Source organism: Caulobacter sp. FV2ps19 (assembly GCF_058681035.1).
Genome location: NZ_CM178729.1, coordinates 2,456,822 through 2,482,049 on the forward strand (window position 1 = coordinate 2,456,822; position 25,228 = coordinate 2,482,049).

The following is a 25,228-nucleotide window of genomic DNA, read 5'->3' on the forward strand; positions in this document are numbered from 1 at the left end:
TTGCCTCCCTCAACTCCGGCGACGGGGAAGGCGAAAACGCCGACCGGCCTGCGCGCCCGATGTCTCGCCGCCCGCGTTGTCATGGCGTTGCTGGCCGGGTACGACAGCTAGCCCAAAGTACTCCTTCGAAAGTTTCAACTGACGCATGCGTGAGATCACCATCGTCGATATCGCCAAGGCGGCGCGCGTTTCGATCAAGACGGTCTCGCGAGTGGTCAACCGTGAGGATGGCGTCGGCGCGGCGACGCGCGCCCGTGTCGAGGATACTATTGTTCAGATGGGCTATCGCCCCAATGTCTCCGCACGCTCATTGTCGAGCCGTCGCAGCTATCTGATCGGCTTGATCTTCCTGCGGGTCGGCGCTTATCACTATGTTGGCGAAGTGCAGGCTGGCGCGATGGCGGCGTGTCGCCGGGCGGGGTACAATCTCGTCGTCGAGCAAGTTGATAGCCCCGACGGCGCCGGCCCCCAAGGACTGGAAAGCGTGCTCAGGGCAGGGCGGTTCGATGGCCTGATCCTGCCTCCGCCGGTTTGCGACGATCCCGAGGTTCTGGCGGTGATCGAGGCCGCTCGGCTGGCCTATGTTCGGATCGCGCCGGACCATGACTTTGACCGTTCGCCCTATGTCTTCATGGATGACAAAGAGGCCGCGCGCGCGATGACCGCTCGTCTCTGGGACCTGGGTCATCGTCGGATCGCGTTCATTGACGGCCCGCCTGATCATGGATCAGCGCGTCGCCGGCGTGAGGGATATCTGGCCGCCCTGGCCGAGCGCGGCGCGCAGGTCAGGCCTGAATGGATCGCGCCCGGCAGCTTCTACAGCCTGTCGGGATTCGATGCGGCCGAAGCGCTTCTGTCGCTACCGGAGCGTCCCACGGCGATTTTCGCCTCCAATGACGAGATGGCGCTTGGCGTGCTCGCGGCGGCCGTCAAGCGGGGACTGTCGGTTCCCCAAGATCTGTCCGTGGCGGGATTCGACGATGGTCCTTCGGCGTCCTCCGCCTGGCCGCGACTGACAACCGTTCACCATCCCGTCGCCGAGATGGCCAATGCCGCGACCGAAATGCTGATCGAGGGCTTCGGCGACGAACGCTTCCGGGGGCGAACCCGCGTCCGTCAGCTTGACTACAAGATCGTCGAGCGCGCATCGACCGGGGATCCGCTCCAACTCTGACGGACGGAGATCGATGAATTTTCCCACTCTATGGGGAAATATAGAATTTTTTATCCCTCAAATCCCGCCTAAGTAGTTGAAAATTCTAGACAGCGTTGTCTTCTGAAAATCCAATAGACAACGTTGTCGTAGCGTGATGTCTAATTACGACAACGTTGTCGTTACGGATCAACCGTGGCCAAGCGACGTCACGAAGCCTCGGGACAAGGGGCGGAGGAAACAGCCGCTCGTCGCTTGCGACGCTCGGCATTCAAGCCGGATCGGGACCGACGCGCATGTGTCGGCAGCCTGATTGCGGCCTGGCGCAGGAAAAGGGGAGACACATGCGCACCATGCTTTTGGCTTCGGCCGCCGTCGCGGCCGTCGGGCTCTACGCTCAGACCGCCAACGCTCAACAAACTGAACAGGCCCAACTCGACGAGGTGGTGGTGACCGCCCAGCGTCGCAGTGAGAACTTGCAAAAGACGCCTTTGACCATCTCGGCGGTCACCGGAGAGAAGCTGGAGTCCCAGGGCATCAAGACCGTGGTCGATCTGGCCAACCAGGTGCCGGCTCTGCAGATTACCTCCAGTGGCTCTGGCGCGGCCCAGATCTTTCTGCGCGGCATCGGCAGCACCAATCTCACCGAGGTCGGCGATCCGGCGGTGGCTTACCATATTGATGGCATCTATCAGGCCCGCGCCACCTCGGTCGGGGCGCTGTTCTACGATATCGATCGCGTCGAGGTGCTGCGCGGTCCGCAGGGGACGCTGTATGGCCGTAACGCCACCGCCGGCGCCATCAACGTCGTCACCAAGCAGCCCAGGTTCGACTATGAAGCCAACGGTTCGATCGATGTGGGCAACTACGGCGCCCTGACCACCTCGGGCATGGTCAATATCCCCGTCAGCGACACCGTCGCGGTTCGGGCGGCCTTCCAGCAGAGCCGTCATGACGGCTACGTCGTCGCCCTCAACAAGGGACCCGGCACGGGCGGCAATGATCGCTATGACCAGGATGACAAGTCGGCGCGCGCTCAGCTGTTGTGGAAACCCAGCGACGTCCTGTCGGTCCGCCTGACCACCGATTATCTGCATCAGGGCGGCGCTGGCGGCGGCGACGGCGCCTATGGCGTCGCGCGCGTCACGGGCGATCCGTGGACCTGCAACTGCTCGACCAACATCTATCGCAACAACAAGTTCTTCAGCGCCGGCGGCGAGGTCAATTGGGACCTGGGTCCCGTCACCCTGACCTATTTGACCGGCTATAACTTCTCGCGCCTGGACCGCACAGGCGAGAACGCCAGCACGGGGGCGCCCAACTACTTCAAGGGCAAGGACTTCACCTGGTCTCACGAGCTGCGCCTGGGCGGCAAGACGGGGGACCTGACCTGGGTGGCGGGCCTCTATCGCTTCACCGAAGACAACAATGTCGATTTCCGGGTGTTCCTGGCGACCAATTCCTACCTGTCCTTCATCCAGCCGCAAGTGACGGCCAAGTCCTGGGCGGCGTTTGGCCAGGGCACCTATGCGGTCACCGATCGCCTGCGTCTGACTGGCGGCCTGCGCTACACCGAAGACCAGAAGGGACGCAACGGCGGCACCTATCTGACCAACGCGGCTGGCGCGATCACCTCGACCGTGGTCATCAACCAGGCCGACGCCAAGTGGGACGCTCTGAACTGGAAGGTTGGGGCCGACTTTGACCTGACCGACAGATCGATGCTCTACGCCAATATCGCCACGGGCTATAAGGCCGGCGGCTACTATGACGGCATTGGCGCCAACACCTACGAACCCGAAAAGATCACCTCCTACGAGGCGGGGGTGAAGAACCGCTTCCTCGACAACAGGCTGCAGTTCAATGCCAGCGCTTTCCTGTACGACTATCAGGACTTCCAGGTGTCGGCGATCGGGGTGATCGCGGGCCAGAACGCCACCGTGACCCTCAACGCCGACAAGGCCAAGGTCTACGGCCTGGAGTTCGAGACCAATCTGGTGATCACCGAGAACGATCGCCTGGACGCCACCATGGGCTGGCTGCACGCTGAATATACCGACTTCGTGCTTCCGCTGGGCGACGCCTTCGCCAACAACAACGCCAATGCGACAGTGGCGGCCTGCTACACGGCCAACTTCGCCGCCGTGGCCCCGCGTTCAACCGACTTTTCGGGCTGCCGCATGGCCCGCACGCCGGAATGGACGCTGAACGTCGCCTATCAGCACACCTGGAACCTGGAGTCGGGCGCCAAGCTGACGGGGCGGATCTCAAGCCACTACGAGACCGGCAAGAACCTCGAGTACCACGGCTTTGCGCAGAACAAGCAAGACGCCTTCAGCAAGACCGACCTGAACCTGACCTATGCCAGCAGCGATGATCGCTGGACGCTCCAGGGCTATGTTCGCAACCTTGAGGACGAGGACGTGCGCACGGCCTCGTCGCCCAACGCGACGACCGGCCTGGCCACCAACGGCAACGGTGAGTTCTACGCGCCGCCGCGCACCTACGGTCTGCGCCTGGGCGTCAGTTTCTAGCCTCCCGACGACTTAAGCCCCCGGCGGTCCTGCCCGCCGGGGGCGTTCTTTTGTTTTGAGATTTCACAGTGAGGGCTTGGCGATGAGGTTTCGGGTTCTGGCGCTGTCGACCGCCGCGGCGATTGCTGTGGCCCAGTCAGCTTCCGCCGCGCAGGGACAGCCGACACTGGCCCACCGGGGTGGGGCGATCTTGATGATCGACGGCCTGTCGTTCCGCGATCTGAACCGCAGCGGCAAGCTGGAGCCTTACGAGGATTGGCGTCTGTCGCCTGACCAGCGCGCCACAGACCTGGTCGGGCGCATGTCGCTGGACGAGAAGGCCGGGCAGATGATGCATGGCACCTTGCCGGCCACCGGTCCGGCAGGCGTCGCAGGCATCGGCGGCGGCTATGACCTGGCCAAGGCTACGCCGCTGATCCTGGAACGCCACGTCACCACCTTCATCACGCGGCTCTCTGGCGCGCCAGATTGGCTGGCCGACCAGAACAACGCCGTTCAGGCTGTGGCCGAAGGCGGCCGGCTGGGGATTCCCGTAACGATCAGCACCGACCCGCGCAGCCACTTCCAGTTCACCGCCGGGGCCAGCGTGTCCTCCGGCGGCTTCTCGCAATGGCCCGAGGCCACAGGCCTGGCCGCGATCGGCGATCCGGCGCTGGTCAAACGCTTTGGCGAGATCGCCCGCCAGGAATACCGCGCCGTCGGCATCCACCAGGCCCTGTCGCCAATGGCTGATCTCGCCACCGAGCCGCGTTGGTCGCGGATCAACGGCACCTTCGGCGAGGACGCCGATCTGGTGGGCAGGCTGGTCAAGGCCTATGTCCAGGGCTTCCAGGGCGGCGACACCGGCCTGAAGGCCCATGGCGTTTCGGCGGTGGTCAAGCACTGGGTCGGCTATGGCGCGTCGGCCAAGGGCTTCGACGGCCACAATAGCTACGGCCGCTATGCGGTGTTCCCCAAGGGCCAGCTGCCGCTTCACATCAAGCCCTTCGAAGGGGCGTTCGAGGCGGGCGTGGTCGGGGTGATGCCGACCTACGCCATCCTCAAGACCCAAGGCGTCGAAGGGCAACCGCTGGAGGCGGTGGGCGCTGGCTTCAGCAAGGTTTTGCTGACCGACCTGCTGCGCGGCAAGCAGGGCTTCAAGGGCATGGTGATCTCCGACTGGGCGATCACCAACGACTGCGGCGACACCTGCCGCGACGGGTTTCCAGCAGGCACTGCGCCGAGTTTCGAGGGCTTCTCGACCGCCTGGGGCGTCGAGGGCCTGTCCAAGGTCGACCGCTACGCCAAGGGTGTGAACGCCGGGCTCGACCAGTTTGGCGGCGTCGAGGACACGGCCCAGCTGGTCGCCGCCGTGAAGGCGGGAAAGATTACCGAAGCCCGGGTCGGTCAATCCGCCTATCGGGTGTTGAAGGTGAAGTTCGAGCAGGGCCTGTTCGAGAACCCCTATGTTGATCCCAAGGTTGCCGCCACCACCGTGGGTGCGCCGCAGTTCGTCGCCGAGGGCCGCGCCGCCCAGAGCCGCGCCCTTGTCTTGCTGGAGAACAAGCAGGGCCTGCTGCCGCTGAAGGGCGCGGTCAGGCGCGTCTATCTGAGGGGCGTCTCCCCGGAGGTCGCCAGGGCCCACGGCCTGATCCCGGTGACAGACCTGGCCCAGGCCGACCTGGCGATCCTGCGCGTCGCCGCGCCGTTCCAGACCCTGCACCCCAACTACACCTTCGGCAGTCGCCAGCACGAGGGAGACCTGTCGTTCAAGGACGGTGCGGAAGACTTTGAAGCCATCAAGGCGGCCTCAGCCAAGGTCGCGACCATCGTCAGCGTCTATCTGGACCGCCCGGCGATCCTGACCCATGTCCGAGACAGGGCGGGCGCCCTGATCGGCGATTTTGGCTCCAGCGACGACGCGCTACTGGACGCCCTGACCGGCGTCGCCCCGCCCCAGGGGAGGTTGCCCCTGGAGTTGCCGTCGTCGATGGCCGCCGTCGAGGCCCAGGCCGAAGACGCCCCGCACGATAGCGAAAACCCACTCTATCCGATCCACTACGGCCTGACCTACTGAGGATGACCGCCATGCACCGATCCCTGACCGCCGCCGCCAGCGTCGCCGTCCTCATGTTCGCCACCGCCGCCTCGGCCCAGGTCGCCAGGCCGTGGATGAACACCAAGCTTTCGCCCGACGAACGGGCCCGCCTTCTGGACGCCGAGCTTACGCTCGACGAACGCATCGGCCTGGTCCACGGCCCGATGGCCATGCCCTACAAGATCAAGGAGATCCCCAAGGCCGCGATCGGCTCGGCGGGCTACATCCCCGGTGTCGAGCGCCTGGGCATTCCTGCCTTGCAGGAGAGCGACGCCAGCCTGGGCGTCACCAACCCCATGGGCATGCGGCCCGGCGACGGCGCCACGGCCCTGCCATCGGGCCTGGCCCTGGCGGCGACCTTCAACACCAAGCTGGCCTATGATGGCGGGGCCATGGTCGGGCGCGAGGCGCGGGCCAAGGGCTTCAACGTCCAACTGGCGGGCGGCGTCAACCTGGCCCGCGACCCGCGCAACGGCCGCAATTTCGAGTATCTGGGCGAGGACCCGCTGCTGGCTGGAACCCTGGCTGGGGCCTCCATCAACGGCATCCAAGCCCAGAACATCATCTCGACCGTCAAGCACTTCTCGATCAATGGCCAGGAGACCAACCGCCACTGGGCCAATTCGGTGATCGAGGAGGGGGCGCATCGCGAGAGCGACCTTCTGGCCTTCCAGATCGCCATCGAGACGGGCCAGCCCGGCTCGGTGATGTGCGCCTACAACCTCGTCAACGGCGACTATAGCTGCGGCAATGACCACCTGCTCAACGGCGTACTCAAGGGCGACTGGGCCTATAAGGGCTGGGTGATGTCGGACTGGGGCGCGGTCCACGCCACGGACTATGCCGTAAAGGGCCTGGACCAGCAGTCGGGCGAGCAACTGGATGACCAGGTCTGGTTTGGCGCGCCCCTGAAGGCCGCAGTCGAGACGGGTGAGGTGCCGGCCGCCCGCCTCTCTGACATGACCCGCCGCATCCTGCGCTCGATGTTCGCCGCCGGCCTGTTCGACGTTCCGGCCGCCAAGAGCGAGATCGACGACGCGGCCCATGCCGAGATCGCCCGCAAGGTGGCGCAGGAAGGTATCGTCCTGTTGAAGAACCGCGATGGTCTGCTGCCACTGGCCAAGAGCGCCAAGACCATTGCCGTGATTGGCGGCCATGCTGACGCCGGCGTGCTGTCGGGCGGCGGCTCCTCACAGGTGATCGCGCCGGGCGGGGCCAAGACGACCATTCCGATGGGCGGAGAGGGGCAGATGGCCGCCTTCCGCAATCAGATCCTTCACCCCTCCGCGCCCCTGGCCGCCATCCGCGCCGGGGCGCCGGGCGCCAAGGTGACCTTCGACGACGGTCGCTATGTCGCCTCGGCCGTCGCCGCCGCCAAGGCCGCCGACGTGGTGATCGTGTTCGGCAACCAGTGGATGGGCGAGGGCGAGGACGCGCCCGACCTGTCGCTGCCCAGTGGCCAGGACGCGCTGATCGCCGCCGTCACCGCCGCCAATCCCAACAGCATCGTGGTGCTGCAGACCGGCGGCCCGGTGACCATGCCCTGGCTCGACCAGGCCGGCGCGGTGGTCGAGGCCTGGTACTCGGGCGCCAAGGGCGGTCAGGCGATCGCCGATGTGCTGTTTGGCGAAGTCGACGCCTCGGGCCGCCTGCCGATGACCTTCCCCGCCTCGATCGAGCAGTATCCCCGCGTCGCCATGCCAGGCCTGGGCCTGCCCGAGAAGACCCCGCTCGACGTGGTCTATAGCGAGGGCGCTGATGTCGGCTATCGCCGCTTCGCCGCCACGGGCCAGAAGCCGCTGTTCCCGTTTGGCTACGGCCTGTCCTACACCCGCTTCGGCTACGCGAACCTGAAGGTGACGGGCGGTGAGGCGCTGACGGTCAGCTTCGACGTCACCAACACGGGGGCGCGTCCGGGCAAGGATGCGCCGCAGGTCTATCTGACCGGCGCGGCCGGCAAGCCGCTGGAACGACTGATCGGCTTTGAGAAGGTCGACCTCAAGCCCGGCGAGACCCGCCGTGTCACAGTCACCGCCGATCCGCGTCTGCTGGGCGGTTTCGACGTCGCGGGCAAGCGCTGGTCGCTGAAGGCCGGCGACTATCAGGTGGCCGTAGGCGCCTCGTCCGCAGACCTGGCGCTCAAGGGCGCCGCCAAGATCAAGGCTCGGACGATCAAACCATGAGGCAAGCCATGAAAACACTGCAGAACACCGCGTCCGTCCTGGTCGTTCTGGCCCTCTCGGCCTCGTCGACCTGGGCCGCCGATCCTTTGGTCAAGACCGCCTCGGGACCGATCACCGGCGCACAAGCCGATGGCGTGGCGGCCTTCAAGGGCGTGCCTTTCGCCGCCCCGCCGGTCGGCGACCTGCGTTGGCGCGCGCCGCAGGCTCCTGCGGCCTGGACCACGCCGCGCGAGGCCAAGACCTATGGTCCCGACTGCATGCAGAAACCCTTCCCGGGCGACGCCGCGCCCCTGGGCGTGACGCCAGCCGAGGACTGCCTGTATGTGAACGTCTGGACGCCGAGCGACACCCTCGAAAAGCCCAAGACCAAAAAGCCGGTCATGGTCTGGATCTATGGCGGCGGCTTCGTAAACGGCGGCAGCTCACCCGCCGTCTACAGCGGCGACCGCTTCGCCCGCGACGGCGTGGTGCTGGTCAGCTTCAACTATCGCGTCGGGCGCTTTGGCTTCTTCGCGCACCCGGCCCTGACGGCCGCCAACGCCGACGGCGGCCTGCTGGGCAACTACGCCCTGCTGGATCAGATCGCGGCGCTCAAATGGGTGCGCGACAATATCGACGCCTTTGGGGGGGATGCGTCCAATGTCACGATCTTCGGCGAGTCCGCCGGCGGCATGTCGATCCACGCCCTTCTGACCTCGCCGCTGGCCGAGGGGTTGTTCCAGAAGGCCATCATCCAGTCCGGCGGAGGCCGTCCGCGCCTGTTGCCGACCTTGCCGCTCAAGGCGACGGGCGATGCGCGCTCGGCGGAGACAGCGGGCAAGGCCTTCGCCGCCAAGGCGGGTGTTATCGGCGAGGACGCCGCCGCCCTGGCGGCGCTGCGCGCCCTGCCGGCCGACACGGTCGTCGATGGCCTCAACATGGCCACCTCGGGCGTTCCCACCTGGGGCGGCGGCCCGATGATCGACGGCAAGATCCTGCCGCGCGAGCCGCTGGCCGCCTATGAGGCCGGCGCCTGGAGCAAGATGCCGGTGATGGTCGGCGCTACCGGCGCGGACGGATTCTTCTTCGGCGGAACGCCCGACCAGGTCTATGCGCCGTTTGGCGACAAGCGACCGGCCGCCGAGGCGCTCTATAATCCGGGCGGCAAGGCGCCGATCGGCGTCTATGGCTGGAAAGCCGCAGGCGACCGGATGTTCATTGAGCCGGCGCGCAAGATCGCTCGTACGCTGTCGGGGCAGGGCGTTCCCGTCTACGAATTCCGCTTCTCGTATGTCGCCGAGAGTCAGCGGTCCCAGTGGTGGGGCGCGCCGCACGCCACCGAGATCCCGTTCGTGTTCGATACGGTTGACGCCCGTTATGGCGCGGCAATGACCGCGGCTGACGCGGCCGCGGCCAAGGCCGCCCATGCCTACTGGATCGCCTTCGCAAAGAGCGGCGCGCCGAGCGCAGAGGGCCTGCCGATCTGGCCGGCCTATAAGGCGTCCAGCGATCAGATCCTGGATTTCAGCAATATGGGTCCTGTCGCGGGGCCCGATCCGTTGAAGGCAAGGCTGGATCTCGTGGAGGCGACCTTGTCGACGCCAAGGGGGCGATGAGGCGTGGCCGGGAGGCAAAATGTCGAAGCCGGCCGCCTGGCCCTTCCCCAAGAACGTGAACAGGGTTGAGACTCTCTGTGCTCATCTCGGCGGTGAATATTGCGCCGAGAGCCTAGTGTATGGCCTCGACTACTCGGCCTTCCAGCTTATCAGCGGCGGTCCAAAGGCCTGGTTGAGCGCCGTCAGAAGTTTGGTGTTGAAGGTCGGCTTCTCCAGGTGCGGATTGGACCTTGCTTCGCGCCGGACGCGGATACCGGTCGCCTGAAACGACCGTACCGAAGGTCCAATGCCCACCCCGAACAGACGATGGGAGGGGGCCGCTGCCGGGCGCCCGCGATCGGCTTTGCCAGTATCGGTCTACTCCCCCGTTTTTGGGCAGGTGTTGACCGGGACCGACAACGCCTGGCGGTGCTGGTCTGAAGGACCCCTTTGCCGATGTCCGGAGGCCTCTCGGCGCCTAGTCGCCGCCTGCGGCGAGGAACAACGTCGGCAGCAGGGCCAGAGCGACGACGATCCCGGCCAGGGCGGGCCAGCGCCAGGCGCCCATGCCGCGCCACGCCGTCGCCCAAACGGACGACGCCCTCTTTTCGCGCGACAGCCGCAGGGCGTAGATCATCACACCCGACACCGCGAGCGCGGTCAGGATCAGGCCGAAGGTGAACCAGATCAACTTGGTCCAGACCCCGCCGAACGTGCCGAAATGCAGAGGGTCGGCCATTTCCGAAATGCGCTGGTGGGCGTTCAGATCGCGTCCGTCGGTCAGGAGCAAGACTGCGCCGGTGGCCGGATTGGTCCAGGCTACATTGGCCCGTTCACGCACCAGGATGGCCTTGTACCGGCCCGCGAACTGGAAGGCGCCGAGCTTGCCGGCCGGAAAGGCGATGCGCTGAATGCGCAGGCCGGGATAGGCGGTCTGGGCCGCGTTGAGATTGGTCTCCAGCCGATCGGCCAGCGTCCGGGTGTCCAGCTTGACGGCGGCGACCTTGGCCCGCGGCGAGGGCGGGGCCTTGGCCACAGTGCTCTCGGCCAGATACCAAAGGCCCGTCGCGCCGATCAGGGCCACGAACCACAGACTCCATAGTCCGGCCAGGCGGTGCAGATCGCCCATGGCCGTGCGGGCGTCGCGCCAGCGCACCGGCTTGAAGAAGCCCCGCCACCACTTCTTGTAAACCAAGAAGGACGTGCCGACGCTGATCAGCAGCAGGATCGACAGGGCCGAGACGATCGGTACGCCGATCGGCGTGGGCAGGTTCAGGTGGCGGTGCATGTTGCGCAGGATGCGCTGAGCGCCAACCCATTGCCCCTCGCCCTGCACCGCCCCGGTCGAGGGGTGCAGATAGACGAAGGCGCGCACCCCGTCCGGCTTTTGAATCGTCGCGGTCAGGGCAAAGCCCCGGTCGATCGGCGCGTCCAGCAACAGGATCTTGGCCTTGGGGTGCAAGGCTGCGACATTGCGGGCCGCCACCGACCAGGCGAGGGAACCATGAATCGTCGCCGGATCGACCCGCAGGGCTGGCCGCAGCGCCCAGTCGATCTCGTGACTGAACACCGCGATCGTCCCCGTCAAAAAGATGAAGCCCAGCAGGATCGACAGCTTCAGCCCCACCCACTGGTGGACGCTCCACCACAGGCGGGAGGCCTTGGGCTTGGCGGCGCGCCTAGGCGCCGCCGCCGTCTGGGCGCGCTCGACGCTCACCATTCCCGCGACACTTCCAGGAACACCGACCGCGGCTCTCCGGGGAAGTGGCCGGTGCGGTCGATGAAGCCGGAGGCGGCGTAGGTTTCATCCAGTAGGTTGTCGACGCGCAGAAGGGTCGACCAGGGCCCCAGCTTGTAGATCACCGAGGCGTCGAACACCGTATAGGGGCGCACCTTCTGGCCGCTGATCGAGGTGCGGACATCGACATAGTCGCCACCAACAGCCAGGGCCAGGCCAAGCTTGGGGAACTGGTAGCGGGTCCAGAAACCGGCCTTGTGCTTGGGCGCGTTGGCGAAGCGGTCGCCGACGCTGTTGGTGATCACCGTCGCGCCGTTGGTCTTGGTGATGCGGGTGTCGTTATAGGCGTAGGAGCCGGTCAGCACCCAGTTGTTGGTCAGGTCGGCGGCCAGGTCGAACTCGGCGCCCTTGCTGGTCACCTCGCCGAACGCGACCAGGTCATCGACGCCGTCGCCATCGACGTCGCCGCGCGGATCGCTCTGCAACATGTTGCTGCGAACGATCCGATAGACGGCCATGGTGGACTGCAGGCGGCCGCCCAGCAGCTCGGTCTTGACGCCGCCTTCCAGGATCTCGCCCTCGGTCGGCGCGAACGGGCCGCCCGCCAGCGGGTCCTGGCTGGACACGCTCTGCGGCTCGTAGCTCTGAGCCCACTGGCCGTAGACCGAAACGTCGGGACGGGCGCGCCAGACCAGGCCGGCGCGCCAGGTCGCCTTCTCGTCCTCGAAGGTGCTGGCGTCGGACCGGTCCTCATAGCGATCGAAGCGCACGCCAGCGGTGGCGATGAACGGACCGATCGTCGCCTCTTCCAGAAGATAGGCTCCGGACCGCTCCTGGATGGCCGAGGTGCGGACGCGGGCTTTGAGGGTGTAGGTCTTGGGATCGGTGATGCCGTAGACCGGATTGGTCAGGCTCAGCGGTGCGGGCAGGCCCGCCACTGCGGTGAAGCCGCCCAACAACGAAGGCCGATTGTTGTTGGTCAGCTCGCTGCGGTAGGCGTCGACGCCTACCAGCACGCGATTGCGCACCACGCCTAGGTCGCGCGACCAGACGGCGTTGGCACCGAAGCTCAGCTGCTCAAGGGCTCGCCTCTGGTCGCGGAACTCGCGGCGCGACAGGTCCAGCACGCCGTCGCCGTTGCTGTCGATCAAGCCACGCGGCTCGTGATATTGCTGACGTTCCAGGCTGTCCGAATAGCGCAGCCCCGCATCGACGGTCAGGTTTTCGCTGACCGGCCATTTGACCCGCGCCTGCAGCACGTTGGCCGTAAGGTCGAGGAAGTCGCTCTTTTCGTTGTGGTTCCAGCGCCGGTCGGCGAGGAAGTGGCCCAGATCGTCGGTGGGCACGCCCCGCAGGCGGTTGCCCTGCAGGTTCTGCTCGTAGCGGGTGGCCTGCAGGGTCAGGGCGGCCGGGCCAAGATCAGTCTTGATCCCGCCGTCGAGGATCAGCACCTCGTTGCCGGAATTGCGTCGCGGGGTGTTGCGGTCTTCGTAGAACACGCCCAGGCGCGTCGCCGGAGCCTTGTCGCCTGGTAGAAAGCCTTCGACCTCGACCGAACTACCCTTGCGCGCCTCGGTCCCGATCACCGCCGTGGCCCGCGCCGAAAACTCGTCCTTGGGCGTCTTGGTGATGTAGTTGAACAGGCCGCCCGGCGCGCCGGGGCCATACAGCATGCCCGCTGGCCCCTTGAGGAACTCCAGCCGCTCGACATTGAACAACTGCGGCACCGAGAAGGCGACATAGGGGTCGCCGCGCAGACCGTCGAAGAAGATTTCCTCCTGGCGGAAGCCTCGCGCCGTGACGCCAGCATAGGAGAACTGGCTGACGCCGGCGATGTTGCGATAGAGGTCCTGGGCGTCGCGCGCGCCCTGGTCGCGGATCAGCTCGGCGTTCAGAACCTGGATGTTGACGCTGGAGTCCAGCGGCGCGGTGGCCAGCTTGCCGCTGGTGGTTTCATGGGTCCGATAGAGCTGACGGGCGCGGGCCGTGACGATGACCAGGAAGGGATCGTCCGCCTCGGCCACAGCCGCCGGAGCCTCGTTCGCCCAGGCAAAACTAGACCCGCCAAGGCCCGCGACGCTGATCAGCGTCGCCATGGAAGCCGCCGAGACCCTACCCATACCCACCACTCAACTCCGTCGTCACAAACCTGGAAGGGTGTCTCTATAGAGAATGAGAATTATTCGCAAATAAAATGCGATTGAGTCTCGAATGCCGTCTGGCGACAGTGATCGTTCCGAGCCTGCGGACACCCTTTGCGATTACCGCGCACACCGTCGGACATTGTCTGCAACGGGGTATCCACCTCATGTCGGGGCGTGTGTTCACCAGAAGCGACAATGGCTCGCGGTCACGATCTGAATGTCTGCCGGACGCGGCGGACGAGGCTTGTTTGGCGTTCTCAGCGGCGCGCTTGACGGTCGCCGTGATCTCATCGAGCGCCGCGGCCGTTTCCTCCAGGCTCGCGGCCTGCTGCTCGGTGCGCTTGGAGAGATCATCCGATGAACTCCGGATCTCGTCGGTGCCGGCGCGAATCGTCTCGGCGGTGCGCCCCACCTGCTTCATCGTTCCCTGAAGCGTGTCCAGGGCGCGGTTGAAGTCGAGACGCAGCTTGTCCAGTTCGGGGGTAAAGGCCCTGTCGATCCGTTGTTCCAGGTCGCCCTGCGCCAAAGTTGTCAAGGCTTCGCCGATTTCGTTGACCGCCTCGACACGCTTGGTGACGTCGGTGGCGATCTCCTGGTGCGGCGCTTCGATCGCGAATGGAACGGCACCGGCTGGACGCGCCGGGCGATGGTCTCTGCACTGACGATGTTCGGGCTTGACGAAATGCAGGCGCGCTATGCGAGCTATGGTGATCTGGCGCCAAATGGTGCGTGCGCGCTCTACGGACCCAAAAGCGCCCTACGCGAACTGTTTGGCCGGTTGCTCTTCTATGTGCTGACGGGCAACACCGACGATCATGCCCGCAACCATGCGGCCTTCTGGGATGGCGTCAATCTCACCCTGACCAAGGCCTACGATATATGCCCCCAGCTGCGTAGCGGCCGGGAGGCCAACCAGGCGATGCTGGTCAATGGCCAAGACAAGCATCGCCTTCTGGAAACCTGCCGCCTGTCGGCGCCCAACTTCCTCCTGAGTGACCGGGACGCTCGGGTCCTGATCAAAGATCAGGTCGCCACGATCACCCGACTGTGGGGCAAGGTTTGCGATGACGCTGAACTCAGCCAGATTGACCGCAGCTTTCTTTGGCGTCGCCAGTTTCTCAACGACTATGCCTTCGAAGACTAAATCGAGGGCGCGCCGTTCTTTTGATGCCAGTCTTTTGAGGAAAGTGGCTTGCCGAAGGCGGGGGCGCTCTCGCGCTGTCCGAACTTGAGCGGAAAGTGGGCCTGTGGAGCTTAAGCCCAAAAAATCAGCGGTGTTGCGCCAATGGTTCACCCACTGGAGCAAAGGCGCCATAAGCCGTTGCGGAAAAAGGAAAAGGTTGGAGGCCCGGCCCGGAATCGAACCGGGGTAAACGGATTTGCAATCCGGCGCGTAACCACTCCGCCACCGGGCCATCCGGGGTCAACGCAGAGTGCGTTGGCGAAGAGAGCCGTTCGATACAGGAGCGGTTGTGAACTCGCAACCATCAGATACGCCCAAACGCCGCCGCGGCTTAAGAAACCTGTGACCAGAGCCGGGGAGGGCCTACCGGGTGAATGGCTCTATCGCAGCGTTGCCCGCACGCGAGGGCTACAATCAAGGTCCTTTGGACAACAAGGCCCGAAGTCGTGACGGACCGCCAAGGGCCTCCTGCTCAATGCGATTGCGCGCCAGGGCCCGAGCAATTGCGCGGCGATCGGCATAACGCTCAAGGCAGATGAGGTTGCCAAAGCTATGGCCGGTGCAGAACGCCACCTCCTGCAATGACCAGCCGGCCGCGAGGCGATTTGTGACGAATGTGCCGGGCAGATCGTGGAAGGTCAGGTCGGTGATCCCGGCCTTGCGGCAGTAGAACGTCCAGGCGTTGCGAAAACCCGCGCCTGAAGGCTGACCGGCTCCTGAAAAACTGGACCAGTTTGAGCTAGAATTTTCTCGTTTTGCGGCGGGGGCCACGGAGCGAGGAGCGACCATGAGCCGAAGGCCGGCGAAGCCAACAGGTCGAAGTTCAGTGAGGCGCAGGTGGCGTTCATCCTACGTCAGGCCGAAGAGGGCGCCACGGTTGGCGAGGTCTGCCGCAAGGCGGGGATTTCCGAGGCGACGTTCTATGTCTGGCGCAAGAAGTACGCTGGCCTGATGCCGTCGGAGATGAAGCGGCTGCGTCAGCTTGAGGACGAGAACGCCCGCCTCAAGCGGATCGTGGCGGACCTGTCGCTTGACAAGGAGATGCTGCAGGACGTCATCAAGCGAAAGCTCTAGGACCTGCCAGGCGCCGCCAGCTCGTGGACTATCTGCGAGCGGCCTGGCAGGTCAGCATCCGGCGCGCCTGCGGGGCGCTCCAGGCGGAACGATCCAGCTATCACTATAAGGGCAAGCGGACCGATCCGGTCGCCCTCAAGAAGCGGATCAAGGAGATTGCCTAGACGCGGGTGCGCTATGGCTACCGGCGGATCACGGTGTTGCTCAAACGCGAGGGATGGCCGGTCAATGGCAAGAAAATATATCGGCTCTACAAGGAGTTGGGCCTACAGCTGCGCAACAAGACACCCAAGCGCAAGGTCAAGGCCATGCTGCGCGAGGACCGTCAACCGGCCTCCCGGCCCAACGATGTCTGGGCCATGGACTTCCTGCACGATCAGCTCTTCGACGGGTGCAAGATCCGCATCCTGGCGATTATCGACACCTTCAGCCGGTTCTCGCCGGCCCTGGATCCCCGCTTCGCCTACAAGGCTGCGGACGTTGTCGAAACCCTTGATCGGGCCGGCAAGGTGGTGGGTTGTCCCAAGACCATACGGGTCGACAACGGCCCGGAATTTGCCTCCCGCGACCTGGATCTGTGGGCCTATCAGCGCGGCGTCACCCTGGACTTCAGCCGCTCTGGCAAGCCGACGGACAACGCCTTTGCGGAGTCCTTCAACGGTAAGGTCCGGGCCGAATGCCTGAACACCGCCTGGTTCATGTCCCTCGACGACGCCCGTTCAAAATGCGAGGCTTGGCGTAGGGACTACAATGAACATCGTCCCCACAGCGCGATCGGCGACAAGTGCCCGATCGAGCTGATGAACGGCGCCGGGCCATATGGCCCGCCCGGCGCATGACCGGCGAGAAATCCCGGCCCGCCCTGGTCCAAGGTTGGGGGCAAGGTCACCTTGGGGCGGACTCTAATTATTTCTGGAGGAGTTTCAGGGGGGGGCACGTCACCAACCTCTCAAATGGGGGATGGACGCGCGACAGCTCTCTGTCGCGGTGGGCGGCGTAAAGCTGATTGAGCTGGTGGCCCGCAGCCCTCGCGGAAACAATCAGAACCTGCCAGTGATCCGGGGCGAAGCGGCGCTTTTAGAGCGTTGATGACCTCAAGGTCTGGTCTGGATGGTGGCTGAGCAGTCAGGAGGCCGTATGTGCGCCGGGGGCTTTGGGCCCCTGTCTCAGCTTCCGCTTTGGTCCGTGTCGATCGATCGAAACCCAATAACGTTGCGGGCGGCGCCAACGCGAAATGGCACCGCCCGCAGCCTTGATCTTGTCGCTAGAACTTAAAGCGCACGCCGGCGCGGTACATCCGGCCGACGATGTCATAGAGCGCCGGGTTGGCGTAGTTGGGCGACTTGGCCGGATCGCGGTCGAACAAGTTGTCGACCTTGAAATAGGCGCTCACGTCCTCGCGAACGTTAAAGGTTCCGCCCACGTCCATATAGAAAGCGCCTGGCATGAAGTTCTCGTCGATCGTCGGGGCATTAGCTGTCGAGACTGGACAAGTTCCCGCCGCGCAGACGACGTATTGGTTTCCATAGTTGCCGTCGCTGAACCAACGCTCCTGCAGCGTCAAGCTGAAGCGGTCGGTCTCGTAGCTCTGGATCGCCAGCCACTTCCAATCAGGGGTATTGCCCTGGTTCACACCCGCTGAGTCCACGGGGATCGTGCCGGGCAGGCCCGTATCGGTCCAGAAGTCGCGGATGTGGGTGGCGAGGGCGCGCAGGGTGAAGTTGCCCGAAAGGCCCAGGGGCTGCTGCCAGCGGTAGCTGGCCTCGATGTCGAAGCCGCTGGTTTTGATGGACGCCAGGTTGAAGGACTGGACGTTGATGTAGTTGGGACCGTTGGTGTTGTTGAGGTTATAGGCGCTGCAGGTCTGCGGCAGGATGTTGCGATAGCAGAAATCGACGATCTGGGCGGCGCTCAGGCTGGAGACAACGTCGTCGACCTTGATCGTGTAGTAGTCGAACGAAGCGCTGAAGCCGGGCAGCCAGGGCGGGTTGGCCAGCACGACGCCGATCTGGTTGTTGCGCGCGATTTCCGGCGTCAGGTTGGGGTTGCCTACGGCGTTCTGGATCGCCACCACGTTCCTGTTGTTCGCCGGGTCGAAGAAGTTGGGCAGGGTGGTGGTGACCGGTGCGGCGAACAGTTCCGACAGGTTGGGCGCGCGGACGTCGCGTGAGGTCACGCCGCGGAACCGCAAACCTTCTATCGGCGTGTCCCAGGTGCCGCCCGCCTTCCAGGTCCAGATCGTGCCCGAGGTGCTGTAGTCGGTCACCCGCGCAGCAGCGTTGAAGTTGGCGCGGCCGACGGTGTCATTGTTGAACAGCGGCAGGTCGATTTCCAGGAAGGCTTCCTTGACGTTGTAGGCGCCGTTGCCGTTCTTGTAGTTGCCCGCATGCCAGTTGTTGCCGACTGACGCCAGAACCGGATCGGCCGGGTAGGCGCCGCTGTTGGGGCTGCGGTCGGCGACACCGGCGCCATACGGGTCCGCGCGGACGGTGTAGAATTCGCGACGATATTCAGCGCCGAAAGCCACCGACAGCGGACCGGCCCACAGGTTGATCGGCGCGCCCGAGAAGTTCAGGCTGGCTACGTCCTGGGTCATGCGCAGGCGCTGGAACGGACCGGCTTCCGGCTGGACATAGGCCAAGGCCGCAGCCGACGGGGTCTTGCCGCCGAGGATGTTGATCGGCTGACAGCCATTGGCGCGTGCCACCGGATCGGCGCAGACGATCGCGCCGTTTAGCGTGATCGCCTGGATAGCCTGATTGAAGCGCGGCGTCAGCAGGATGTGGTCGACGTCAATCGCGGTCTTGTTGACGCCATGCTCGTAGTAGGCGTCGTAGTGCCAGTCCTTGCTGAAGAGCTCGAACTTGCCCTTCAGGCCGCCGACCACGCGATATTGACGGCGATCGGTGTGAACATCGGTGTTGGGCAGCACGGCGTTGCTGGTGCCGAACTGGAAGCTGGTGACGCCCGCCGTCGCGCAGGCGGCTTGAACCGAAGTCGGCACGTAGGGGTTGGAGCACTGTAGCGTCAGGCCGGTCTTGTTCATGCCGTTGACGGGCTGGTTGCTGGTCTTGACTTGGCCCAGGTTGAACGAGACGTAGGCTTCACTATTCTCGGTGAAGTCGTAGCCTATGCGCCCATAGGCAACCTTGCGCTCGATCTTCGACTGCAGCGTGCGGCCGCTGTCGACATTGCCCGACAGGTCGCCGCCGATGCAGTAGCCCGGGAAGCAGCCGGTCACGGCCCCGTTGGCGGCCTTGGAAGGCACGCCACCCGAACCATACTGGAACTGGAACGGCTGGCCGTTCTTGTCGAAGGCTATGCCCTGCAGCGGACCGGCGGTGATCAGGCCATACTTGGTGTAGGCATAGGGTTGAGCGTTGTCGCGCATCACATATTGCGGCGAGCCGTCATTGGTGACGTTGCGGTTGATCATCGTCGTCTGGGTGAACCAGTCGCGATCGCCCGCCAGGTCTAGGCCGAAGTCGCCGGCGCCAACGCCGTTTTCCTTGGCCCATTCCACACTACCGACGACATGCACGCGATCACCCGCGAAGCTGCGTCCGCCAGCGAGCTGGACCAAGCCTTGCTCGTTGTCGCCATAGGTCGAGACGCCCGCCTGGACGTTGCCTTTCAGTCCGGTGAACTTGGTGTCCGTGATGAAGTTGACGACGCCGCCCACCGCGTCCGAGCCGTAGGATGCGGAGGCGCCGCCGTTTACCACGTCCACGCGCTGGATCAGCAGTTGCGGGAAGAGACTGACGTCGGTGACGCCCGTGTAATAGGCCCCCACGACGCGCTGGCCGTCCAGCAGGGTCAGGGTCCGCAACGTGCCCAGGCCGCGAAGCGAGAACGAGCTCAGGCCTTGCTGGCCGCTGGACGTGCTGAAGGTGTTGGTCGCCGAACCGCTTGACCCCTGCAGGGACGGCAACTGGACGATGGTGGCGAAGACGTTGGGTTGGGCGTTATTCTGGAGTTGGGCTTCGCCGATCACCGAGGTCGGAGTCGGCGCAGTGAAGCCTGTGGTTTGAATGCGCGTTCCGGTGACAACGACCTCGCTCACCGTGGCCGGTTCCGGCGTCGCGGGCGAGGTGGTCTGCGCCAGGGCAGGGACAGCGACCAGACTCGCGAGCAGGGCGGCGGCGCCTGCAGAGCCAAAGGCACTACGCCTCATCTGACGAACCAGACGGCCTCCCGTGGTCAAGCTCGCCGTCGCTGCGTTGTTGTCCCAAGACCCGGCGCTTGAGGCGCTAGGAGTCGAAGGCTCAAGGCCTTGTGAAAACATGTTTGTCCCTCCCTAAGCGCCGTTGTCCGACGCGATTTGACGCTTGCCAGCGGCGGCTTGTCCGCTTGATGGTAGCGTTATCGTAAAATTTGGTATGTCCACTGCCTCCCCAAGTCAATACTCAGACATAATAACGTTGAAGCGACGCTCGAGCTTCGCTACCACGGGCTCAGGCGCAGTCTCCTTTCGCAATTTCGGGGCGCTGCGCGCGAAATTGGGCGCCAAGCGAAGAGCACGCCATGGTGATAACGTTATCGGGGGGTGTGGTGTCGGAATCTCAGAACAGCCTTGAGCTTGGAACGGCGCCAACGCTCCGGTTTCCCGTCGTGCGATGGACGATCATTGGCCTGTTTGTTCTGGCGATGGTCCTGAACTATCTCGCCCGATCGGTGCTGGGTGTGTCCGCGCCGATGATCCTGAGCGAGCAGTCGATTTCCAGCGAACAGTATTCCTGGATCACAAGCGCTTTCCAACTCGGCGTCATGTTTCAGCCGATTGTCGGCTATTTCCTCGACGGAGCCGGGCTGAGGCTGGGGTTTACGCTGTGTGTGGCCCTATGGTCGCTGATCACCATCGCCCATGTCGCAGCCCAGGGCTGGATCCCGTTCGCCGGCCTGCGTTTCGCGCTCGGACTGGCCGAAGGCTCCGCCCAGCCCGCTGGCCAGAAGCTCACGGCAGAATGGTTTCCCGCCAAGGAGCGGGGGTTCGCCAGCGGCGTCTACAATATCGGCGCGTCGTTCGGCGCGGTGTTCGCGCCGCTTCTGGTGGCTTGGGCCGTAGCCACCCACGGCTGGCGGCTGGCGTTCGTGGTCGCCGGCGGATTGGGCTTGGTCTGGACCCTGGCCTGGCTGCTTTGGTATCGCTCACCCGCCAAGCATCCCCGGCTCAGCACGGCCGAGCGCACCTATATCGAAGCGGGCCAGGAAACTCAGCTGGCGGCCAAGGGCGGGCGGGCGAGCTGGTCGGATCTGGTTCTGCGCCGAGAGCTTTGGGGCATTGCCCTGCCGCGTATGCTGGCCGATCCGGTTTGGGGCATGCTTTCGTTCTGGATGCCGCTCTATCTGGCGCGCGTTCGGGGCTTTGATCTGGCGCACATCGCGATGTTCGCATGGCTGCCGTTTCTCGCGGCCGACCTGGGCTGCCTGTTTGGTCCGGCCGTCGTGTCATTCCTGCAAGGTCGTGGCGTGCATCTGATCGACGCGCGGCGCTGGGCGTTCACGCTCGGCGCGGCGTTGATGACGGCCATGACCCTGGTGGGCCTGGCGGCCAACCCCTACGTCGCCATCGCCCTGCTGTGCGTGGGCGGCTTTGCGCACCAAACCCTGTCGGTCACAGTGATCACCATGGCCTCGGACCTGTTTGCTCGCAACGAAGTGGCGACCGTGGCCGGGATCGCCGGGCTGGCTGGCAATTTTGGCGTCCTGGTCTTCACCCTGGTTCTTGGCCGCCTCGTTGATCAGATCGGTTACGGCCCCTTTTTCATCGTGCTTGGTTTGCTTGATCTGGTGGGCGCCGCATTGCTCTGGACCTTGGTGCGCAAATCCGCATGACCACCTTCAACAATCCTGTCCTGAGGGGCTTTAACCCCGATCCCTCGATCGTCCGCGTGGGCGACGACGTCTTCATCGCCACCTCCACCTTCGAATGGTTTCCCGGCGTCCAGATCCATCACAGCCGCGATCTGGTCCATTGGCGTCTGGCGGCCAGGCCCCTGACGCGGCCCAGCCAGCTGGACATGCGCGGCGACCCCGATTCCTGCGGCGTATGGGCGCCTGACCTGACCCATGCCGATGGCCGGTTTTGGCTGATCTATACCGACGTCAAGCGCTTCGGCCAGTCGACGCTCGATGGCGCCAAGGGCGTGACCCTGCGTGATTTCCACAACTACCTGGTCACCTGCGACCGCATAGATGGCGTGTGGTCTGACCCGATCTATCTCAACAGTAGCGGGTTTGATCCGGCCCTTTTCCATGACGACGACGGCCGCAGCTGGCTGCTGAATATGCTTTGGGACCATCGTCCGTACAGGCCGCGCTTCGCCGGTATCGTCGCCCAGGAACTGGATCGTCTCTCCGGCGCGCTGATCGGCGAGCGACGCATGATCTTCAAGGGCACCGGGCGCGGCTTCACCGAAGGGCCGCACCTCTACAAGCGCGGCGGGTGGTATCATCTGCTGGTCGCGGAAGGAGGGACCGGCTGGGGGCACGCCGTGGTCATGGCGCGCTCACGCAGCCTGTTTGGGCCCTATGAGCTGCATCCCGACGAGGTGGTGTTGTCCGCGCACGGAAGTCGCGAGGGACCGCTCGCGCGGGCGGGTCATGGCGACCTGATCGAACTGCCCGATGGTACGCCTTGGATGGCCTATCTCTGCGGACGGCCGCTACCAGACAGCCAGCGTTGCATTCTGGGTCGCGAGACGGCCCTGCAGCCCATGCAATGGGGCGAGGACGGTTGGCTGAGAAGTCTGACCGTCGACGCCGCACCCGATCCGCAACCGCCCGCGCCGAACCTGCCGGCCGCACCTTGGCCGCAGGATCCTTGGGATGGCGGCTTTGAAGGCGTGGCGCTGCCGGAGCCCTTGCAGTGGCTGCGCACCCCCTATCCGGATGAGATTTTCAGCCTCAGCGCTCGACCTGGCCATCTGCGCCTGTACGGCCGCGAAACTGTGGGCAGCCCCTTCCGTCAGGCTCTCGTGGCTAGGCGACAGGAGCACCTTTGCTACACCGCGACCACGTGGATTGATTTCGAAGCGGCTGACTTCCAGCAGGCGGCGGGTTTGATCTGCTACTACAACAGCACCAAGTTTCACTATCTCCACCTGTCGCGCGACGAAGGCGGCCGGTGTTTGCAGTTGATGACCGCCTCGCCCGACGCCGGCGGCGTCACCCTGGAGGTCGTCGCGGCGGTCGTGCCCGATGGTCCGGTTGAACTGCGCGTGGATGTCAATTTTGGCCGACTGGAATTTGCCTGGCGCGGCGAGGACGAGGCCGATTGGCGCTATCTGCCTCAGAGGCTCGACGCGAGCATTCTATCGGACGAAGTCTCGCTGCCAGGCTTGCCCAATTTCACCGGCGCGTTCGTGGGCATGGCGTGCCAGGACATGGCGGGGACGGCCACACCTGCGGATTTCGCCTATTTTCGATATCGAGGCCGGGACGACGCCTAGCCTCCGAGCAGCCTAATGGGGGAGGGCTGTGGACAGGCGCTTGATGATCTCATGATCGAGCACCCGGTCGCGGCCCTCGCCCAGCGGTTCGACGCCGTTGATCTGAGCCGCAAGCAGGCCGAGCGCTTCGGCCGCCAGCTTGCGAACCGGTTGATGAACCGTCGTGAGGGGCGGCCAAAGGGTCACTGCGGCTGAGGTGTCATCAAACCCGACAACCGTTAGTTGGCCCGGCACATCGAGGTGGCGGCGGTGGGCGACAGAAACCGCAGCGGCGGCCATGTCGTCGTTGCTGGCGAAGATGGCCGTCGGCGGCGTTGGCGCGTCGAGCAACTGCTCGGCCGCCGCCAGCCCCGATGTGAAGCTGAAATCGCCCTGGGCCATGGTCGTCACCACGCCGTCGGTCTCGCGCACGGCCGCATAGAAGCCTGCCAGGCGCTCGGCGCTGGCTGCCTGATCCGGGTTGCCCAGGATAAATCCCAGCCTGCGATGACCAAGGTCGATCAGCGCGCGTGTCATTTCGTAGGCGGCTCGACGATCGTCGATGCGAACGCAAATCGCGCCGTCGACGTCATAGGCGCCAACGGCCGCCATCGGCAGGCGCGCCTTTCGAAGCGCCTGCAGCACGGCGGGGGATTCGCCAAGCGGCGGAGCGAGGATGACGCCGGAAACGCCGGATGCGATCATGCTTTTGAGCGCCGCAGGCTCTGGCGGTCGTCCGCCATGCCCGCCCTTGAGCAGAATCAGATGGGCTCCCCTTGTTGAGGCTTCCTCATAAACGCCGGTGAGAAAGTCGCTCATGAACGCCGCGCTCGGGTTGGAATAGATCACCCCGATCCTGAGCTCGGCCGAGGTCACCAGGCTCCGGGCCGCGACGTTCGGCGTGTATCCCAGAATCTGAATCGCTGCGGCTACGGCGGCGCGGGCTTCGGGTCCAACGCCTACGCGGCCATTGATGAACCGCGAGACGGTCATCGGCGACACGCCCGCCTCGGCCGCGACGTCTATGATCGTAGGACGACCGCCTCCAGCGTTTCTTGCCAATCCGTCCCCCATCGCCTTTGACAAGGCCATATCGTCCATCGCGCGACTACCGCGCCGTCGCCGCGATCGGCGGGTTGGCCGACGTGACGTCTGGGGGCACGCTCTCGAGCCCCGCTATCAAGCGCTCTCTTTAGTCGCAGCCGGCGCGGCGTCAACGAACTATTGTTTGCGCTACCAAAGTCGCGGTTGCGTGATTTATCGCTCAGTTGGGGTGCGGTCGCGGCGCGGTGCCGCTATGAGACTCACGCGAAATCGGGCCGCGCCGCGAGGTGGGCGGTCGGAGATCGCGAAATTACTCAAATATCGCGCGCATATTTTCCTATTAGATAGAGCTATATTTACATGTTATAAAAATATATTGTTGGTAACGCAACCATGAACGATATGATCTGGTAATTGTTGATTCTGTATTTCGATTCTAGTCGCGCATAGTGAATGCGCATTGGTTTGTTGGACCGGTTTGCGCCAGTCTTGGGTCCGGGCGTCTTTTTACGCGGCGGCGCCCGCCGACAGACGCGCCGCTTCGCTCTGTGTCGCGCCGCCTTGGCCTAGGCGAACTTGCGCAGGTCCACGCCAACGCGGTCGCGCCCCGGCCTTCCGGCAGGGCGCGAGCCAGGCTCGCCTATTTGGCCACCGCGACGGCTGTATGGACCGCGAACTCCGCCGAGCGGCTCGCCACGCCGGTATCGGGTTGACCCGAACCGACGCTGACGCGATAGCGACCGGCGCTGACCCGACGCTCACCGTCCAGATCGACCGAGCTGAGATCGCGCGAGGACAGCGCGAAGGTGACCTCGCGGGTTTCGCCCGGCTTCAGCGAAATTCTCTGGAAGCCGCGCAAGGCCAGGCGGGGGGCTCCGGGCGTTTCGGGGAAGTTCAGATAGACCTGTGCGACCTCTTCGCCCGGTAGGGGTCCGATGTTTTTGATCGTGGTGGTCACACTCAGGCCCTGGCCGGTCCCCTTGACGTTGGGCTCTACCTTGAGTGGGCCGTAGTCAAAGCGCGTGAAGCTGAGGCCGTAACCGAACGGATAGACGGGTGTCCCCTCGAAATAGCGGTAGGTGCGGCCGACCATG

At 64.7% G+C, this 25,228-nt stretch carries 15 protein-coding genes, 1 tRNA gene and 1 pseudogene; 9 read left to right on the forward strand and 8 right to left on the reverse strand.

Annotated features, from left to right (window positions below; translation table 11 throughout):
* The first annotated feature begins 145 nt into the window (after nucleotides 1–145).
* The 5 genes from ACW18B_RS11665 (at nucleotide 146) to ACW18B_RS11685 (ending at nucleotide 9,542) form a co-directional block, all read left to right on the forward strand.
* Complete coding sequence (locus ACW18B_RS11665; protein WP_492047219.1) at nucleotides 146–1,174, forward strand: LacI family DNA-binding transcriptional regulator; 1,029 nt, start codon at nucleotides 146–148, stop codon at nucleotides 1,172–1,174.
* A 323-nt stretch (nucleotides 1,175–1,497) separates the two neighbouring features.
* On the forward strand, nucleotides 1,498–3,687 hold the full coding sequence (locus ACW18B_RS11670) for a TonB-dependent receptor (RefSeq protein ID WP_492047220.1): 2,190 nt from the start codon (nucleotides 1,498–1,500) through the stop codon (nucleotides 3,685–3,687).
* A gap of 82 nt (nucleotides 3,688–3,769) precedes the next feature.
* Nucleotides 3,770–5,743: a glycoside hydrolase family 3 protein gene (locus ACW18B_RS11675; RefSeq protein ID WP_492047221.1), complete on the forward strand. Its 1,974-nt coding sequence runs from the start codon at nucleotides 3,770–3,772 to the stop codon at nucleotides 5,741–5,743.
* Nucleotides 5,744–5,754: 11 nt separating this feature from the next.
* A complete protein-coding gene (locus ACW18B_RS11680; RefSeq protein WP_492047222.1) occupies nucleotides 5,755–7,947 on the forward strand; it encodes a beta-glucosidase family protein in 2,193 nt (730 codons plus the stop codon).
* Between the two features lie 8 nt (nucleotides 7,948–7,955).
* On the forward strand, nucleotides 7,956–9,542 hold the full coding sequence (locus ACW18B_RS11685) for a carboxylesterase/lipase family protein (protein WP_492047223.1): 1,587 nt from the start codon (nucleotides 7,956–7,958) through the stop codon (nucleotides 9,540–9,542).
* Nucleotides 9,543–9,999: 457 nt separating this feature from the next.
* Here ACW18B_RS11685 and ACW18B_RS11690 read toward each other — a convergent pair whose 3' ends face one another.
* The 3 genes from ACW18B_RS11690 to ACW18B_RS11700 form a co-directional block, all read right to left on the reverse strand.
* Nucleotides 10,000–11,241: a PepSY-associated TM helix domain-containing protein gene (locus ACW18B_RS11690; RefSeq protein ID WP_492047224.1), complete on the reverse strand. Its 1,242-nt coding sequence runs from the start codon at nucleotides 11,239–11,241 to the stop codon at nucleotides 10,000–10,002.
* Nucleotides 11,235–13,355 carry a TonB-dependent siderophore receptor gene (locus tag ACW18B_RS11695; protein WP_492047225.1) on the reverse strand — a complete coding sequence of 707 codons (2,121 nt, stop codon included), beginning with the start codon at nucleotides 13,353–13,355 and terminating at the stop codon, nucleotides 11,235–11,237. The genes ACW18B_RS11690 and ACW18B_RS11695 overlap by 7 nt, the downstream gene beginning before the upstream one ends.
* A 67-nt stretch (nucleotides 13,356–13,422) precedes the next feature.
* Nucleotides 13,423–13,938 carry a methyl-accepting chemotaxis protein gene (locus tag ACW18B_RS11700; protein ID WP_492047226.1) on the reverse strand — a complete coding sequence of 172 codons (516 nt, stop codon included), beginning with the start codon at nucleotides 13,936–13,938 and terminating at the stop codon, nucleotides 13,423–13,425.
* Between ACW18B_RS11700 and ACW18B_RS11705 the strand changes: the two genes are divergently transcribed.
* Complete coding sequence (locus tag ACW18B_RS11705) at nucleotides 13,906–14,547, forward strand: HipA domain-containing protein (RefSeq protein WP_492047227.1); 642 nt, start codon at nucleotides 13,906–13,908, stop codon at nucleotides 14,545–14,547. The two genes, ACW18B_RS11700 and ACW18B_RS11705, sit on opposite strands and share 33 nt — an antisense overlap.
* A gap of 197 nt (nucleotides 14,548–14,744) precedes the next feature.
* Here the strand turns inward: ACW18B_RS11705 and ACW18B_RS11710 are convergent.
* Both ACW18B_RS11710 and ACW18B_RS11715 read right to left on the reverse strand, forming a co-directional pair.
* A tRNA-Cys gene (locus ACW18B_RS11710) sits at nucleotides 14,745–14,818 on the reverse strand.
* 182 nt (nucleotides 14,819–15,000) lie between these two features.
* A complete protein-coding gene (locus tag ACW18B_RS11715) occupies nucleotides 15,001–15,375 on the reverse strand; it encodes a hypothetical protein (RefSeq protein ID WP_492047228.1) in 375 nt (124 codons plus the stop codon).
* Nucleotides 15,376–15,423: 48 nt separating this feature from the next.
* On the opposite strand from ACW18B_RS11715, the pseudogene ACW18B_RS11720 reads away from it, so the two are divergent.
* Nucleotides 15,424–16,499, forward strand: a pseudogene (locus ACW18B_RS11720) (IS3 family transposase).
* A 425-nt stretch (nucleotides 16,500–16,924) separates the two neighbouring features.
* On the opposite strand, the gene ACW18B_RS11725 reads toward ACW18B_RS11720, so the two are convergent.
* The gene (locus ACW18B_RS11725; protein WP_492047229.1) at nucleotides 16,925–19,834 is read right to left on the reverse strand and encodes a TonB-dependent receptor plug domain-containing protein; all 2,910 of its coding nucleotides are present in this window, start codon (nucleotides 19,832–19,834) and stop codon (nucleotides 16,925–16,927) included.
* Nucleotides 19,835–20,271: 437 nt separating this feature from the next.
* Between ACW18B_RS11725 and ACW18B_RS11730 the strand changes: the two genes are divergently transcribed.
* Together ACW18B_RS11730 and ACW18B_RS11735 are read left to right on the forward strand one after the other, a co-directional pair.
* A complete protein-coding gene (locus tag ACW18B_RS11730) occupies nucleotides 20,272–21,495 on the forward strand; it encodes an MFS transporter (RefSeq protein WP_492047230.1) in 1,224 nt (407 codons plus the stop codon).
* On the forward strand, nucleotides 21,492–23,111 hold the full coding sequence (locus ACW18B_RS11735) for a glycoside hydrolase family 43 protein (protein WP_492047231.1): 1,620 nt from the start codon (nucleotides 21,492–21,494) through the stop codon (nucleotides 23,109–23,111). Before ACW18B_RS11730 ends, ACW18B_RS11735 begins: the two co-directional genes overlap by 4 nt.
* Before the next feature lie 12 nt (nucleotides 23,112–23,123).
* Here the strand turns inward: ACW18B_RS11735 and ACW18B_RS11740 are convergent, their stop codons facing one another.
* Together ACW18B_RS11740 and ACW18B_RS11745 are read right to left on the reverse strand one after the other, a co-directional pair.
* Nucleotides 23,124–24,182, reverse strand: coding sequence for a LacI family DNA-binding transcriptional regulator (locus tag ACW18B_RS11740; protein ID WP_492051689.1), 1,059 nt, complete (start codon nucleotides 24,180–24,182; stop codon nucleotides 23,124–23,126).
* Between the two features lie 592 nt (nucleotides 24,183–24,774).
* Nucleotides 24,775–25,227, reverse strand: coding sequence for a fibronectin type III-like domain-contianing protein (locus ACW18B_RS11745; RefSeq protein WP_492047232.1), 453 nt, complete (start codon nucleotides 25,225–25,227; stop codon nucleotides 24,775–24,777).
* Between the last annotated feature and the right edge of the window lies 1 nt (nucleotide 25,228).